Genomic DNA, 13822 nt, shown 5'->3' on the forward strand with positions numbered 1-13822 from the left:
CCTTCGACGTTGAGTGAAAGCAACGTGACGTCCGCGCTCCTGCCACCCGAAAGGCAGCAGAACCGGTCGTCCCGATGACAGGGCAGAACATTATGAAAGCAGTGGTTATCCAGGCCTTTGGCGGGCCCGAAGTGTTGACGGTGCAGGACATTCAACTGGCAGAACCGGGGCCCGGGCAAGTCCTGGTCAAGGTCATGGCGGCGGGTATCAATTTCATGGACACCGGTGCCCGACGCGGGCTCGGCGCTGCCTGGGAGCTACCGCTGACGCTGGGTGCAGAAGGCGCCGGCGTCGTCCTGGCCAGCGGCCCGCAGGTGACGGAGTTCGCTGTCGGTGACCGCGTGGCCTGGCATTACGTGCCGGGCAGCTACGCCGAACAGGTGATCGCCCCGGTCAGCCAGTTGGTGCCGCTGCCGGACGATATCGACTTCGTCACCGCCGCCAGCCTGATGATGCAGGGCCTGACCGCCAGCAATCTGGTGGACAAGGTGCACTCGATCCAGCCGGGCGACGTAGCCTTGGTGCATGCGGCGGCGGGGGGCGTGGGGCTGATGCTGACCCAGTTGATCAAGCTGCTGGGCGGCAAGGTCATAGGCCGGGTTTCTCATGCCGACAAGGTCGAGGCGGTGCTCGCGGCGGGGGCGGACTATGTGGTGATCGGGCGAGCGCAAAACATTGCCGCCCAGGTCATGCGCCTGACCGACGGGCAGCGGGTGAATGTGGTGTACGACGGCACCGGCGCGGAAGGGTTCGCCGATTCGCTGGAGATGCTGGATTATTTCGGCACCCTGGCCTTGTACGGACCGTTCATGAACCCGATCCCGCCGATCGATATCTTCAGCATGCCGCGCAGCATCAAGCTGACGTATCCCTCGGTCATGCATTACGTGCGCGACCGCGAGGTGCTGCTGGAAAAATCCCGGCAACTGTTCGCGTGGGTCAGTGCCGGCAAACTGAAAACCGTGATCGGCAAGCGTTATTCACTGGATGATGCGCAACAGGCCCATCGCGATATCGAGTCGCGCAACACGACGGGCAAGCTGATCATCGTCCCTTGACGCCACGCCAGATCAGCAGGGCCGCCAACACCTGACTACCGGCGAAAAACGTGAACAGGTGTTGTGCGGTCCATCCGGCATCCAGCAGAAACCCGGCGACCACCGGCGAAATGATCGCCCCCAGACGCCCCGTCGCCAGCACCACTCCGACGCCGGTCGTACGGACCGACGTGCAGAACGCTTGAGGGGCCAGCACATACAGAGCCGCGACTGCACCATTGAGCATCAGCCCCAGCGTGACCGCCACGAGGGTCGCCAGACCGGGGACGCGAGTGGCCGGCAGCATCAATGGCAGCAGGGCGGCGTTGAGCAGCAGAAAACCCGACAGCAAACGTCGGCAACCGTAACGATTGGCCGCCAGACCCAGAAGCAGGGCGCCGAGCATGCCGCCAAACGCCAATAACACCCCGATCCGGGCGCCTTGCCGATCGGTAAAACCGTTGTGGACCAGCAGGCTCGGGGTCCAGCTCATGACGAAGTAAAAGCAGAACATCAGCAGAAAGAGTGCCAGCGCCAGCGATAGAGTCTGTTGCCATTGACCGGGCGAAAACGGCCGGCTGACGTCGTCAGGCGACAGTGGAGGAATAGGCGCGCGGTGTTCAAGTGCCAGAAATGACGGCGATTCTCGCAGCCAGAAGACACCGACCAATGCCGCCGCCAGCGTGATGCAACCCCCGGCCAGAAAGACATACCGCCAGCCCATCAAATCATTGAGTACATGCGCCAGCACACCGCCCAGACTGGCGCCCATGGCAAAGGCGAGGGATTGCAGTGCGATCGCCAGATTGCGCCGCTGCGGGCCGGCGTGTTCGAACGTCAGCACGTTCGCCCCCACCAGCACCGCCCCCGTGCCGATACCGGTCAACAGTCGCAAGAGCATCAATACGTGATGATCCGGGCTCCAGAACGACAGCAACATGCTCAGGCCGCTGAGCAGCAGGCCGGCGAGCAACAAAGGCCTGCGCCCGAAGCGGTCGGCCCTGGGCGCGGCCAGCAGCGAACCGAGCGCCATCCCGACCAGGCTTGCGCTCAACAACAGGCCCAGTTGCGCGCCGCTCAACGCCCACTCCGCCGAAACCCGGCTGGCGGTGAAGGCCATGGCCATCACGTCCAGCCCGTCGATCACGTTGAACAGCATGCACAACCCGATCACCCACCACGGCGAAGTGGTCGATGGCGTGCCGCTCAGGCGTTCGAGCGCTGTTTCCCCACGCATCCGCGATCCTTGTTCCGCTCTGTGATTCAAATGGGTCTTTTCCCCGCCGCATTCTGCCCGTTAACCGCTGCTGAGTTCGAGCGCGATTTTGCACGCCGGGCCAGCGCGTCATACCAAGGTATCGACCGACACCATCGTGTAATCGCCCCGGTGCCAGCGCAGTGGTCTGATCCGATTGGCGATGCCTTTCGAATAATGACTACAAGGAGATCCATCATGGTTGCGGTTTCGTCCGGTCTTACCTGGCGCCATTGCCTGGCGTCATGCATCAGGGGCGGCGCACTCGGCGTTGCCGTACTCGCTGGCAGCAGCGGCGTCTGGGCCGCGACCCCGGCAGCGGATCCGTCGCAAGCCATTCGCCCGTACACCATCCATGTGGACGAAGCGAAGTTGAGCGACCTGCGCAAACGCATCGCCGACACTCGCTGGCCGGACAAGGAAACGGTCGGCGACGTGTCCCAGGGAGTGCAACTGGCGCAGGTCCAGGCGTTGGTGAAGTACTGGGGCGACGGCTATGACTGGCGCAAGGCTGAAGCGAAGCTCAACGCCTTGCCGGAGTTTGTGACCACCATCGACGGCGTCGACATCCAGTTCATCCACGTGCGCTCGCGCAATCCCAATGCGATGCCGCTGATCCTCACCCACGGCTGGCCGGGTTCGCAGTTCGAATTTCTCAAGACCATCGGCCCGCTGACCGATCCCGTGGCCTATGGCGGCAAGGTCGAGGACTCGTTCGATGTGGTGATCCCGTCGATTCCCGGCCATGGTTTCTCCGGCAAACCGACCGAGCTCGGCTGGGGGCCTGACCGGGTGGCGAAGGCCTGGGATGTGTTGATGAAACGTCTGGGCTACAGCCATTACGTGTCCCAGGGCGGCGATCACGGCTCGGTGATTTCCGATGCGCTGGGTCGCCTGGCGCCGCCCGGTTTGCTGGGTATCCACCTGAACATGCCGGCCACCGTGCCGCCGGAACTGGTCAAGCCGATCAACAGCGGCGATCCGGCCCCGGCAGGGCTGACCGCGCCGGAGGTGACGGCCTTCAATTCGCTCAGCCAGTTCTTCGGTCGCAACGCCGCCTACGGCGCAATGATGGTGACCCGACCGCAGACCATCGGTTATCTGCTGGCCGATTCGCCTGCCGGCACGGCAGCGTGGATGTATGAAAAATTCGCCGCGTGGACCGATAGCGACGGTCAGCCCGAGAAGGTCCTGAGCCGCGATGAAATGCTCGACGACATCAGCCTGTACTGGCTGACCGACAGCGGGGCGTCGTCCTCCCGTTTCTACTGGGAGAACAACAACAATAACTTCAGCGCCGCCGCGCAGAAGACTGCCGACATCAAGGTGCCGGTGGCGATCACCGTGTTCCCACACGAAATCTACCGCGCGCCGAAAGTCTGGTCGCAGCGCGCCTATCCGTCGCTGGCCTACTTCAGCGAAGTCAGCAAGGGCGGTCACTTCGCGGCATGGGAGCAACCGCAACTGTTCAGCGAAGAACTGCGCGAAGCCTTCCGGCCACTGCGCGCGGCTGCGCAGAAAACCGCTGCGCAGGCAGCCCGCTGACCCTTCAATCCGCAAGCCCTTCAACCCTAAGCCCTTGACCACAAAGCCCGGAACCGCCCCCCGGCGGTTCACGAGGGAGACCCGGCATGACTGACTCTAACGCTGTAACCCCATCCCGGCGCGTGCTCGCCGGTTCGATCCTGGCGCTTGCGCTGGGCATTGCCTCGGCATTCGCCAGCGCCGCCGAAGTGCCCGCCGGCAAGATCGACGCCATTACCGCCGGCACCCACGTTTCGTTCGGCGCGCTGAAACACGTCAAGGCCGGATTGCTCGACGTGTCCTACGCCGAAGTCGGTCCCGCCGACGGTCCGGTGGTCATCCTGCTGCACGGCTGGCCCTACGATATTCACAGCTACACCGACGTGGCGCCGGCACTGGCGCAGAAAGGCTATCGGGTGCTGATTCCCTACGCGCGCGGCTATGGCGACACGCGTTTCCTGTCTGCCAAAACCGTGCGCAACGGCCAGCCGGCGGCATTGGCCAAAGATCTGATCGACTTCATGGACGCCCTGAAGATCAAGCAGGCCGTGCTTGGCGGCTATGACTGGGGCGCGCGTACTGCCGACATCGTCGCCGCGCTCTGGCCCGAGCGGGTGAAAGCGCTGGTGGCGGTGAGCGGTTACCTGATCGGCAGCCAGGACGCCGGCAAGACGCCGCTGCCGCCGGCGGCGGAGTTGCAGTGGTGGTATCAGTTTTACTTTGCGACCGAACGCGGTCGTCTGGGCTACGAAAAGAACACCCACGACTTCGCCAAACTGATCTGGCAGCTGGCCTCGCCGAAGTGGAACTTCGACGACGCGACTTACGAGCGCAGCGCCGCCGCGTTGCAGAACCCGGATCACGTCGCCGTGTCGATCTTCAACTACCGCTGGCGCCTGGGGCTGATCAAAGGGGAAGCGCAATACGATCCGCTGGAGAAAAAACTGGCGGCATTCCCCTCGATCAGCGTGCCGACCATCACCCTCGAAGGCGACGCCAATGGTGCGCCGCACCCACCGGCCGAGGCCTACGCCAAACGCTTTACCGGCAAGTACGAGTACCGGCTGATCAGCGGCGGCATCGGCCACAACCTGCCGCAGGAAGCGCCGCAAGCGTTCGCCCAGGCGGTGATCGATGCCGATCATCTCTGATTGCCGGCCGAAGGGGATCCGACCATGAAATTCAACCATTGGGCCGTGCTGCCAGCGGCCATTGCGCTCGCGGCACTGGCGGCCACCGGTGTCGCGTTGGGCGAGGCCGATGACGGCGATGCCTCGCCGATCTACGGCGTGAAGCTGCCGAAAAACTATCGGCAGTGGGCGCTGATTGCCCCGGCCCAGGAAGCCGCGCCGCTGGATGAACTGCGTGCGGTGCTGGGCAATGACCGGGCGATCAAGGCTTACCAGAGCGCGACGTTGCCGTTTCCCGACGGCACGGTGCTGGTGAAGCTGGCGTGGAAACACGTGCAGTCGCCGGAATTCGAACCGGCCTCGATTCCAGGGGCGGCCACCACCGTTCAGGTGATGGTCAAGGACTCGCGCAAATACGCCTCGACCGGTGGCTGGGGATTCGGCCGTTTCATCAACGGCAAACCCGCCGACGAAGCCCAGCACCAGACCTGCTTTGCCTGCCATCAGGCGCGGGTGCAGAACCACGATTTTGTCTTCACCCGATACGCCCCCTGAATCCGTCATACGAGGAACATCCAGATGAAAAAAACACTGATTGCACTGAGCATCGCTGCGGGCCTGTGCCTGGGCGCCAATGCCTTCGCCCAAACCGCCAAACCCACGGTCGTGCTGGTGCACGGCGCATTTGCCGACGCGTCGAGCTGGAACGGCGTGGCGAAGATTCTCGAGAAGGACGGCTACACGGTGATCGCCGCCGCCAATCCGCTGCGCGGCGTCAAGAGCGATGGCGCAGCGGTATCGGCGTTGCTCAGCAGCATCCAGTCGCCGGTGGTGCTGGTCGGTCATTCCTATGGCGGCAACGTCATCAGTGATGCGGCCAACGATCATGCCAATATCAAAGCGCTGGTCTACGTCAGCGCGTTTGCCCCAGAGGCCGGTGAAACCGTTGCCGGGCTGGCCGGCAAGTTTCCCGGCAGCACCCTCGGACCAACGCTGGCACCACCCGTTGCGCTGGCCGACGGCGGCAAGGACCTGTACATCCAGCAGAGCAAGTTCCACGACCAGTTCGCCGCCGATGTCCCGGCTGCACAAGCGGCGCTGATGGCGGCTACTCAACGTCCGGTCACCGAAGCGGCGCTGAACGAGCAGGCCGGAACGCCGGCCTGGAAGCACATTCCGTCGTGGTACATCTACGGCGACAAGGACAAGAACATCCCGCCCCAGGCGATGGCGTTCATGGCCAAGCGTGCAGATGCCAGGGCCGTCGAGGTGGTCAAGGGCGCCTCGCACGTGGTGATGGTGTCGAATCCGGCACCGGTGGCGCGGCTGATTGAAAAAGCTGCGGCCGCCAACTGAAACCCTGCGACGTGCCGAGGCGCGTCGCAGCTCTGTCACTTCCCGCTCAGGCAACGGACACCTGCGGCGAAGTTGCCGGTGCCAGTCTGAGCAGGGGGGTGATGCCGAGCATCAACAGCAGTACCGCGAACAGCAAGGTGTACGCCGGGCCGTAGTGTCCGGCGTATTCGCGCAGGGCACCGAACAGCAGCGGCCCGAGCGCGGCGATCAGGTAACCGATGAACAACATGAACACCGTCCACAATCCGGCCTGTTCGCTGGTGCGGGCGTGATCCAGCGGCAAGGTCATGGCCACGGTGAAACCCATGCCCAGGCCGATGGCCGCGAGCACCACGTAGAGCATCGGCCAGTACGCCGGCAGGAACGCCATGCCGCCCACCCCGAGCAGGGCCAGCAACGCCGACAGCCCAAGCAAACCGCGCCGGTCGTGGGCCTTGCCCGGAATCAGCCCCGCACCGACGCTGGCCACGGCGAACACCGCCGTAAAAATGCCCAGCAGGACGCCCGGGGAAACACTCGATGTGGCCGCTTCCACCGAGGCGGGCGCCATCCAGGCGAAGAGGGCATAGACCACGAATTGCCCGGCCCCGAAATTCAACGCGATCAGCCACGCCTGCGGATTGCCCCAGGGCAGACGCTTGCTCTGGGGCGACGACTTCACCACTGGCACCGGTGTCGCAAAACGCCGTGCCATCCACACCCAACTGGCGATGGCGGTGAGGCACAGCACGCTCCAGATACCGGCGCTGACCCGCCAGTCCTGCGCCAGCTCGGCAATCGGCGCACTGAACACCGCCGCGAGGGTCGCGCCCAGACTCAGGCCGCCGGCATAGATGCCCATGAACAGCGCCGGCCGATGCGCAAAGTGAGTCTTGATCCACGCGCCGGTCATCGCGCCGGCAACCGCAATGCCGATGCTGGCAAAGAACGTACTGCCGAGCAGGAAGAATGCATTCGGCGAGATCGCCCGCAACAAGGTGGAAGCGCCCAACAACGTCAGGGCGACCACCACACTGCGATCGATCCCGAAGCGCCTGGCCAGGCTCGGAACCACCAGCGCGAACACACCCATGCACACGTCGGGAATCGAAGTCAGCAGCGCGGCCTGGGTGTAGCTCAACTGGAAGTGCTGCTGGATCAACAGCAGAATCGGCCCCACCGAAATGATCGGCGGCCGCAGGGCGATGGACAGGATCAGCAGGCCGATCACCGCCGTGACGCTCTGCTGGTGGCCGGAGAGATTGCGGGTGATTGCCATGGGAAAGGCCTCATTGATGAACAATGAGCGCAAGGTTAACAATGGGTCGGCCATGGCAAATGCCAGGGTTTGTCGCCAAAGTGACAATCGCCGCTTCAACACGATCAAGGTCTGCTTTCAGGAGACTCCAGCCGATGAAACGAGAGGTGCGCAAGGTCATTGCCAGGCGTGAACACGCGCCGCGCAGCGAACGTTATCCCGACTATCAGGATGTGCCGCGGGTAATGACCGTGCTGGTGCGCGATCAGGCCACCGGCGAATACAACGAGCCGCACGTGCATCGGCACGGGCAGTTGCTGTATGCCTCGAACGGCGTGATGCGGGTGGCCACCGAGCGCGGCTTGTGGATCCTGCCGCCGAAACGGGCGCTGTGGATTCCGCCCGGAATGATCCACGACCAGTTGATGCTGAGCGCGGTCAAGATGCGCTCGATCTACATCGAGCCGCAAGCCTGCGCAGAGCTGGGCCATCACTGCAAAGTACTGGAGATCCCCGGACTGCTGCGCGAGTTGATTCTGGCCCTGGCCGAGCAACCGATCGAATACCCGCAGGAAGGCCGCAACGCGCACATCGTGGCGTTGATACTCAGTGAATTGAAGGGAGCCCGGACGTTGCCGATCGAAGTGCCATGGCCGGTCGACCGGCGACTGGTCACGGTGTGCGAGGCGATTCTGCAGGACCCCGGACAAGACCATTCGATCGGCTATTGGGCTGACCGGGTCGGCGCCAGTTCGCGCACGCTGATACGCCTGTTCGTCAATGAAACCGGTCTGAATTTCCGCCACTGGCTGCAGCAGGTACGGCTGGCGACCGCTATCGATCGGCTCGACAAGGGGCAATCCGTCGGGGTGATTGCCCGGGATCTGGGCTACGCCAGCCAGAGTGCCTTCAGTGCGATGTTCAGGCGAGTGATGGGCGAATCGCCCCGTGAATTTCTCGTTCGCGATTAGCGCGTTTCGGCGATTCCGATACCTTCGTATTCTGTCGTCGAAGGGAGGCGGGTGGTATCAATGACACTGCTGTTGCAGGTGCACTGAACACCCAGCCTCGTTCCGCGAGGAACCTTCGAAGAGTGAGAATCCTGATGCTTTTATACCTATCGACCTGGTCCGAAATCGCCCAATTCCTCGAACGCAGCCGCACCATCGTCATCCCGATCGGTTCCAACGAACAGCACGGGCCGACCGGCCTGCTGGGCACCGACTGGATGTGCCCGGAAATCATCGCCCATGAAGCGCAGAAAAACGCCGAAATCCTGATTGCCCCGACCTTCAACATCGGCATGGCGCAACATCACCTCGGCTTCCCCGGCACCATCTCGCTCCGGCCTTCGACCTTCATCGCCGCCATCGCCGACTGGACCCGTTCGCTGGCCGCCCACGGCTTTGAAAAGATCTTTTTCCTCAATGGCCACGGCGGCAACATCGCGTCAATCGAAGCGGCATTTTCGGAGCTGTACGCCGAAGCGAGCTTCGCCCGACGCAAGGCCGGGTTCGCCCTGAAGCTGTGCAACTGGTGGGACCTGGAAGGGGTCAACGAGCTGGCGCGCGAGCAGTTCCCGACCGGCCACGGCGTTCACGCGACCCCTTCGGAAATCGCCGTGACCCAATGGGCCTACCCCGATTCCATCAAGTCGGCCGACTACTCGCCGCAGATCGCCAATTGGGGGCCTATCCGGGAAGCGGCGGATTTCCGTGCCCGTCACCCGGACGGCCGCATGGGCTCGGACCCGGCCCAGGCTTCGCCGGAAAAAGGCCGGCAACTGGTGGAAATGGCCGCTCGTGGTCTGGTCCAGGAGGTGCAGGCCTTCAGCCGCGAGTCATTACCCGACTGAACCGTCGCCCTGATCAACGCCCGGATGTTCCGGGCGTTGCTGTTTCAACCCTTGGGAAAATCGCCATGTGGACTATCAAGCACAGCTACATCGATGGTGCGTTCGTGCCCGTTCAGGGCCGCGAAACGATCGAATGCATCAACCCGGCGACGGAGTCCGTCATCGGAACGGTCACCCTGGCCAATCGCGACGATGCCAGGCAAGCCATCGCCGCCGCCCAGCGTGCGCAAGTCACGATGGGCCGCACCTCGAAAGCCGAGCGCATCGACATGCTCAAGCGCCTGCAGGCGGCGGTGCTGGAGAGCACCGAGGAGATACGCGACACCGCCATCGAGGAATACGGCGCACCGTTGGCCCGTGCGCAATGGGTCAGCCAGTACGCCTCGCAATCCTTCGCCAACGCGGCGCAGATTCTCGAAAACTACGAGCTGGTGCGGCCTGTGGGTCGTGCAAGCGTCGTGATGGAACCGGTCGGGGTGTCCGCGTTGTTCGCCCCCTGGAACAGCACCGCCGGTACGGTGTGCAGCAAACTGGCGGCGGCGATTGCCGGCGGCTGCGCCTCGGTCATCAAGCCGAGCGAACTCAGCCCGTTGCAGACCCAGGTGCTCGCGCTCGCCTTGCACCGTGCGGAACTGCCAAACGGGGTGATCAATATTGTCTTGGGCCGTGGCGGCGAAGTGGGCGACGAGATCAGCACCAGCCCGCACATCGCGAAGATTTCGTTCACCGGTTCCACCGCCACCGGAAAACTCATTGCCCGCGCGGGTATCGAGACCATGAAGCGGGTGAGCCTGTCGCTCACCGGCAAGTCGGCGTCCATCGTGCTCGACGACGCGGATCTCGAGGCGGCCATCCCCATGGCCCTGAATGCCGCCTTCATGAACAACGGTCAGGCCTGTGTCGCCGGCACGCGGCTGTTGGTGCCGCGCGCGCTCCTGCCGCAGGTGATCGAACGGGTAAGAGGCTTGGTCGACGCCATAGTGGTCGGTAATCCCCATGATCCGGCGACGGCCATCGGCCCGTTGGTCAACCAGGCGCAGTTTGATCGCGTGCAGGGTTTTATCCGGCGCGGGCTGGAGCAGGGCGCGCGATTGATCGTCGGCGGGGAGGGCCGGCCTTCCGGGCTGAGCCAGGGCTATTTCGTCAAGCCCACGGTGTTTGCCGACGTCAGCAACGACATGGATATTGCCCGGGAAGAGATCTTCGGCCCGGTGCTGTCGATCATCGCTTATGACGATGAAGAACACGCCATTCGCATCGCCAATGCCAGCGTCTACGGTTTGCAGGCCTATGTGTTTACCCGCGAGGCGGAACGGGGTCGACGCATCGCTGCGCGTCTGGAGGCCGGTTCGGTGTTGATCAACCGGATCGCACCGGAGCTGCTCGCGCCGTTTGGCGGGGTCAAGCAGTCGGGGATCGGCAGGGAATTTGGCGTGTCCGGGCTGGAGGCGTTTCTTGAAGCGAAAAGCATCGTAGAGGACTGACCACGGCAGCAGGGCAAACAGGATCAATCCTGCTTGTCCTGCTTGCCTTGCTTACGCCATTGCGGATCAGCCCAGTGCTTCGATGGCCTGTGCAACACCCGCACCGTATGCCGGATCGGCCTGGGTGCAGTTATCGATGTGGCGTTGCCGGGTCTGGGCGCTGGCGCCATGGATCGAGCGCGCGGTGTTTTCGAACAAAACCTTTTGCTGGGCGGGCGACATGGCCCGGAACAGTGCGCCCGGTTGCGAGAAGTAGTCGTCGTCCTCGCGGTGATTCCAGTGCCCGGCGCTGCCTTTGAGGGCCAGCGGCGGTTCGCTGAAATCCGGTTGCTCGGCCCACTCGCCATAGCTGTTGGGCTCGTAGCCGATTGTGCTGCCCGCGTTGGAATCGGTGCGCATCTGGCCGTCCCGGTGATAGCTGTTGACCGGGCAGCGCGGGGCGTTCACCGGAATCTGGTGATGATTGACGCCGACGCGATAGCGCTGGGCATCGCCATAGGAGAACAGCCGGGCCTGAAGCATTTTGTCCGGTGAGAAGCTGATGCCGGGCACCACGTTGGCCGGGTTGAAGGCCGCCTGTTCGACGTCGGCGAAGTAGTTGTCCGGGTTGCGGTTGAGCTCGAGCACGCCGACTTCGATCAACGGGTAATCCGCGTGGGGCCAGACTTTGGTCAGGTCGAACGGGTTGATTGGGTAGGTCTCGGCGTCCAGCTCCGGCATCACTTGTACGTAGAGCTTCCATTGCGGGAAGTGGCCTTCCTCGATGGCGTTGTACAGGTCGCGCTGGGCGCTTTCGCGGTCATCGCCGATCAGTGTCGCGGCTTGTTGATCGGTCAGGTTCTCGATGCCTTGTTGAGTCTTCCAGGTGAACTTCACCCAGAAACGTTCGTTCGCCGGGCTGATGAAACTGAAGGTGTGGCTGCCGAAACCGTGCATGTGGCGGTAGGTGCGCGGCAGGCCACGATCGCTCATGACAATCGTGACCTGATGCAGCGCTTCCGGCAGTAAGGTCCAGAAATCCCAGTTGTTGCGCGCGCTGCGCATGTTGGTGCGCGGGTCGCGTTTGACCGCATGGTTGAGGTCGGGGAATTTCAACGGGTCGCGCAGAAAGAACACCGGCGTGTTGTTGCCCACCAGATCCCAGTTGCCTTGTTCGGTGTAGAACTTGATGGCGAATCCACGGATATCGCGCTCGGCATCCGCCGCGCCACGTTCACCGGCCACGGTCGAGAAACGGACGAACACATCGGTGGTCTTGCCCACGCTGGAAAACAGCCTGGCCTTGGTGAAGCGGCTGATGTCATGGGTGACGGTGAAGGTGCCGAACGCACCGGAACCCTTGGCGTGCATGCGCCGCTCCGGAATGACCTCCCGATCGAAGTGCGCCAGTTTTTCCAGCAACCATACGTCCTGCAACAGCATCGGGCCTCTGGGGCCGGCGGTCTGTACGTTGTTGTTATCAACCACGGGCGCGCCCGCGGCAGTCGTCAGCTTGTTCATGCGCAACTCCTGGCTTTTGTCGGTTTCCAGCCATCACATCAAAAGCCTTGGGCGCGATCTATTGCACCTTGGTGTCGCCGGATAGTACGAAGGTGTGGTTGGAAGATTGGGCGTTTTGCTGTCGGCAAAAGACGGATCAGGCGAGGGTGATGCTGACCTTGATGTTGTTGCGCGTGGCCTTGGAGTAGGGGCAGTTCTGGTGCGCTGCGTCGATCAGCTGGAGCGCCACTTGCGGTTCGATATCCGGCAGCGACACCGCCAGTCGGGCCTGCAGGAAGAACCCGTGCTCGCCATGAGCCAGATCGACTTGCGCATCAACCATCGCTTGTGCAGGAAAACCGATCTTGCGCGCATTGCAGGCGTGGCGCAGCGAGCCGAGGAAACAGGCCGACCAGCACACGGCAAACAATTGCTCGGGGTTGGTTCCGGTGCCGGGCGCGCCCGGTGGTGAAAGCTTGAGATCCAGTCGGCCATCGTCACTGCGTCCTGTGCCCTCGCGGCCTCCCGTGGTGCAGGTATGCGCGGAGTAGAGGGTTTTTTCGATATCGATCATGGGCATTCCCTGAAAAGCATTTCACAGCGTGGAGGGCGGTTCATGTGGCCCGCGTGGGTTCATGACATTCCCGTGCAGATGCACCCGCCAGCCCGTCGGCCGTGGGCACGACTTCAGCGCCGCGATGGCCAAGATTGTCGAGCAGGGTCGAGCGGGCGATCTCGATCAGCCAGGCGCGAAACGGAAAGCTCGGGTCATGGGCGGGCTGTTCCTGATAGAGCGCCCTGAAAGCTTGCTGAACGAGGTTGCCGGTGTCTTCGCGACGGACCCGCCCGGCCTGCACCTGACCTTCGTAAAAGGCGATGAGCAACGGCGTCACCGTCGCGAACAGCTGTTGCGCCTCACCCCGGCCATGCCGGACGGCGCCCGCGACCAAGGCATACAGTTCGTCGTTGCCGAGCCGGTCTGACTCGCACAGGCAAGTGTGGCGATAACCTTCAGCCATGGTCGAATCCCTCGCAAAACCATCGTTCGACTGAGCGCGGCTGCCGGAAAGATTTGCAGGTGGCCCGGCGTTCAGCGGTGAGATTCAAGCCTGCCTTCACAGCCGAATGACTGCCAGTTATGCGTTGTTAGCGCTTGTTAGCGCCCGGCTATCGAGGTAGGTCGCGTGGTGACTTTTTCGCTGGCCACTCAAGACGCTGCAGCGGTTTTCGATGCCCGTGGCCTGCACGAAACGGCGGTACGGTGTACGAGCATTTTTGACATCCCTGTCCCTTTGCCATCGTCACAACCATGTAGGAAACGTCCGATATTTATTTAGCAAATTTCCTACATTTTGTTTGCCTCCCTAACAAAAAACGTGGTTATTATCCGCCGGCGCTTCGGGTCACAAACCCGGCGCCAGAAGATTGCCGTGTGTCTACAGACCCGGCAGTCGCAGCCGATCGG

At 63.0% G+C, this 13822-nt stretch carries 13 protein-coding genes; 8 read left to right on the top strand and 5 right to left on the bottom strand.

Annotated features, from left to right (window positions below; translation table 11 throughout):
* The first annotated feature begins 92 nt into the window (after window positions 1-92).
* Window positions 93-1058, top strand: coding sequence for a quinone oxidoreductase family protein (locus ACEN93_RS00160; protein WP_495610823.1), 966 nt, complete (start codon window positions 93-95; stop codon window positions 1056-1058).
* On the opposite strand, the gene ACEN93_RS00165 is transcribed toward ACEN93_RS00160, so the two are convergent.
* The gene (locus ACEN93_RS00165; RefSeq protein ID WP_495610824.1) at window positions 1045-2274 is read right to left on the bottom strand and encodes an MFS transporter; all 1230 of its coding nucleotides are present in this window, start codon (window positions 2272-2274) and stop codon (window positions 1045-1047) included. The two genes, ACEN93_RS00160 and ACEN93_RS00165, sit on opposite strands and share 14 nt — an antisense overlap.
* Before the next feature lie 216 nt (window positions 2275-2490).
* Between ACEN93_RS00165 and ACEN93_RS00170 the strand changes: the two genes are divergently transcribed.
* From ACEN93_RS00170 to ACEN93_RS00185, 4 genes are all read left to right on the top strand, one after another.
* Window positions 2491-3837, top strand: coding sequence for an epoxide hydrolase family protein (locus tag ACEN93_RS00170; RefSeq protein ID WP_495610825.1), 1347 nt, complete (start codon window positions 2491-2493; stop codon window positions 3835-3837).
* An 86-nt stretch (window positions 3838-3923) separates the two neighbouring features.
* Window positions 3924-4967, top strand: a complete 1044-nt coding sequence (locus tag ACEN93_RS00175) for an alpha/beta fold hydrolase (RefSeq protein WP_210709458.1) — start codon at window positions 3924-3926, stop codon at window positions 4965-4967.
* A gap of 24 nt (window positions 4968-4991) precedes the next feature.
* The gene (locus tag ACEN93_RS00180; RefSeq protein ID WP_103386289.1) at window positions 4992-5501 is read left to right on the top strand and encodes a cytochrome P460 family protein; all 510 of its coding nucleotides are present in this window, start codon (window positions 4992-4994) and stop codon (window positions 5499-5501) included.
* Window positions 5502-5525: 24 nt separating this feature from the next.
* Window positions 5526-6302: an alpha/beta fold hydrolase gene (locus tag ACEN93_RS00185; RefSeq protein ID WP_103386288.1), complete on the top strand. Its 777-nt coding sequence runs from the start codon at window positions 5526-5528 to the stop codon at window positions 6300-6302.
* A gap of 46 nt (window positions 6303-6348) precedes the next feature.
* On the opposite strand, the gene ACEN93_RS00190 is transcribed toward ACEN93_RS00185, so the two are convergent.
* The gene (locus tag ACEN93_RS00190) at window positions 6349-7560 is read right to left on the bottom strand and encodes an MFS transporter (protein WP_495610826.1); all 1212 of its coding nucleotides are present in this window, start codon (window positions 7558-7560) and stop codon (window positions 6349-6351) included.
* Window positions 7561-7694: 134 nt separating this feature from the next.
* Between ACEN93_RS00190 and ACEN93_RS00195 the strand changes: the two genes are divergently transcribed.
* The 3 genes from ACEN93_RS00195 (at window position 7695) to ACEN93_RS00205 (ending at window position 10878) form a co-directional block, all read left to right on the top strand.
* On the top strand, window positions 7695-8510 hold the full coding sequence (locus ACEN93_RS00195; protein WP_495610827.1) for an AraC family transcriptional regulator: 816 nt from the start codon (window positions 7695-7697) through the stop codon (window positions 8508-8510).
* A 134-nt stretch (window positions 8511-8644) separates the two neighbouring features.
* Window positions 8645-9394 (top strand): creatininase family protein, encoded by a 750-nt coding sequence (locus ACEN93_RS00200; RefSeq protein ID WP_495610828.1) that lies wholly within the window; start codon window positions 8645-8647, stop codon window positions 9392-9394.
* Window positions 9395-9459: 65 nt separating this feature from the next.
* Complete coding sequence (locus ACEN93_RS00205; protein ID WP_495610829.1) at window positions 9460-10878, top strand: aldehyde dehydrogenase family protein; 1419 nt, start codon at window positions 9460-9462, stop codon at window positions 10876-10878.
* A gap of 66 nt (window positions 10879-10944) precedes the next feature.
* On the opposite strand, the gene ACEN93_RS00210 is transcribed toward ACEN93_RS00205, so the two are convergent.
* The 3 genes from ACEN93_RS00210 to ACEN93_RS00220 all read right to left on the bottom strand — a co-directional run bounded on the left by ACEN93_RS00210 (window position 10945) and on the right by ACEN93_RS00220 (window position 13376).
* The gene (locus ACEN93_RS00210) at window positions 10945-12378 is read right to left on the bottom strand and encodes a catalase (RefSeq protein WP_210709462.1); all 1434 of its coding nucleotides are present in this window, start codon (window positions 12376-12378) and stop codon (window positions 10945-10947) included.
* Window positions 12379-12514: 136 nt separating this feature from the next.
* Window positions 12515-12931 (bottom strand): organic hydroperoxide resistance protein, encoded by a 417-nt coding sequence (locus ACEN93_RS00215; protein ID WP_039771053.1) that lies wholly within the window; start codon window positions 12929-12931, stop codon window positions 12515-12517.
* A 40-nt stretch (window positions 12932-12971) separates the two neighbouring features.
* A complete protein-coding gene (locus ACEN93_RS00220) occupies window positions 12972-13376 on the bottom strand; it encodes a hypothetical protein (RefSeq protein WP_495610830.1) in 405 nt (134 codons plus the stop codon).
* Window positions 13377-13822 lie beyond the last annotated feature (446 nt).

This window comes from Pseudomonas sp. Pseusp21 (assembly GCF_059492145.1).

What these genes read in the sequence shown, in the direction of transcription:
- ACEN93_RS00160 (WP_495610823.1), top strand. Translation starts at nt 93, where the DNA reads ATGAAAGCAGTGGTTATCCAGGCCTTTGGCGGGCCCGAAGTGTTGACG.
- ACEN93_RS00165 (WP_495610824.1), bottom strand. Translation starts at nt 2,274, where the DNA reads ATGCGTGGGGAAACAGCGCTCGAACGCCTGAGCGGCACGCCATCGACC.
- ACEN93_RS00170 (WP_495610825.1), top strand. Translation starts at nt 2,491, where the DNA reads ATGGTTGCGGTTTCGTCCGGTCTTACCTGGCGCCATTGCCTGGCGTCA.
- ACEN93_RS00175 (WP_210709458.1), top strand. Translation starts at nt 3,924, where the DNA reads ATGACTGACTCTAACGCTGTAACCCCATCCCGGCGCGTGCTCGCCGGT.
- ACEN93_RS00180 (WP_103386289.1), top strand. Translation starts at nt 4,992, where the DNA reads ATGAAATTCAACCATTGGGCCGTGCTGCCAGCGGCCATTGCGCTCGCG.
- ACEN93_RS00185 (WP_103386288.1), top strand. Translation starts at nt 5,526, where the DNA reads ATGAAAAAAACACTGATTGCACTGAGCATCGCTGCGGGCCTGTGCCTG.
- ACEN93_RS00190 (WP_495610826.1), bottom strand. Translation starts at nt 7,560, where the DNA reads ATGGCAATCACCCGCAATCTCTCCGGCCACCAGCAGAGCGTCACGGCG.
- ACEN93_RS00195 (WP_495610827.1), top strand. Translation starts at nt 7,695, where the DNA reads ATGAAACGAGAGGTGCGCAAGGTCATTGCCAGGCGTGAACACGCGCCG.
- ACEN93_RS00200 (WP_495610828.1), top strand. Translation starts at nt 8,645, where the DNA reads ATGCTTTTATACCTATCGACCTGGTCCGAAATCGCCCAATTCCTCGAA.
- ACEN93_RS00205 (WP_495610829.1), top strand. Translation starts at nt 9,460, where the DNA reads ATGTGGACTATCAAGCACAGCTACATCGATGGTGCGTTCGTGCCCGTT.
- ACEN93_RS00210 (WP_210709462.1), bottom strand. Translation starts at nt 12,378, where the DNA reads ATGAACAAGCTGACGACTGCCGCGGGCGCGCCCGTGGTTGATAACAAC.
- ACEN93_RS00215 (WP_039771053.1), bottom strand. Translation starts at nt 12,931, where the DNA reads ATGATCGATATCGAAAAAACCCTCTACTCCGCGCATACCTGCACCACG.
- ACEN93_RS00220 (WP_495610830.1), bottom strand. Translation starts at nt 13,376, where the DNA reads ATGGCTGAAGGTTATCGCCACACTTGCCTGTGCGAGTCAGACCGGCTC.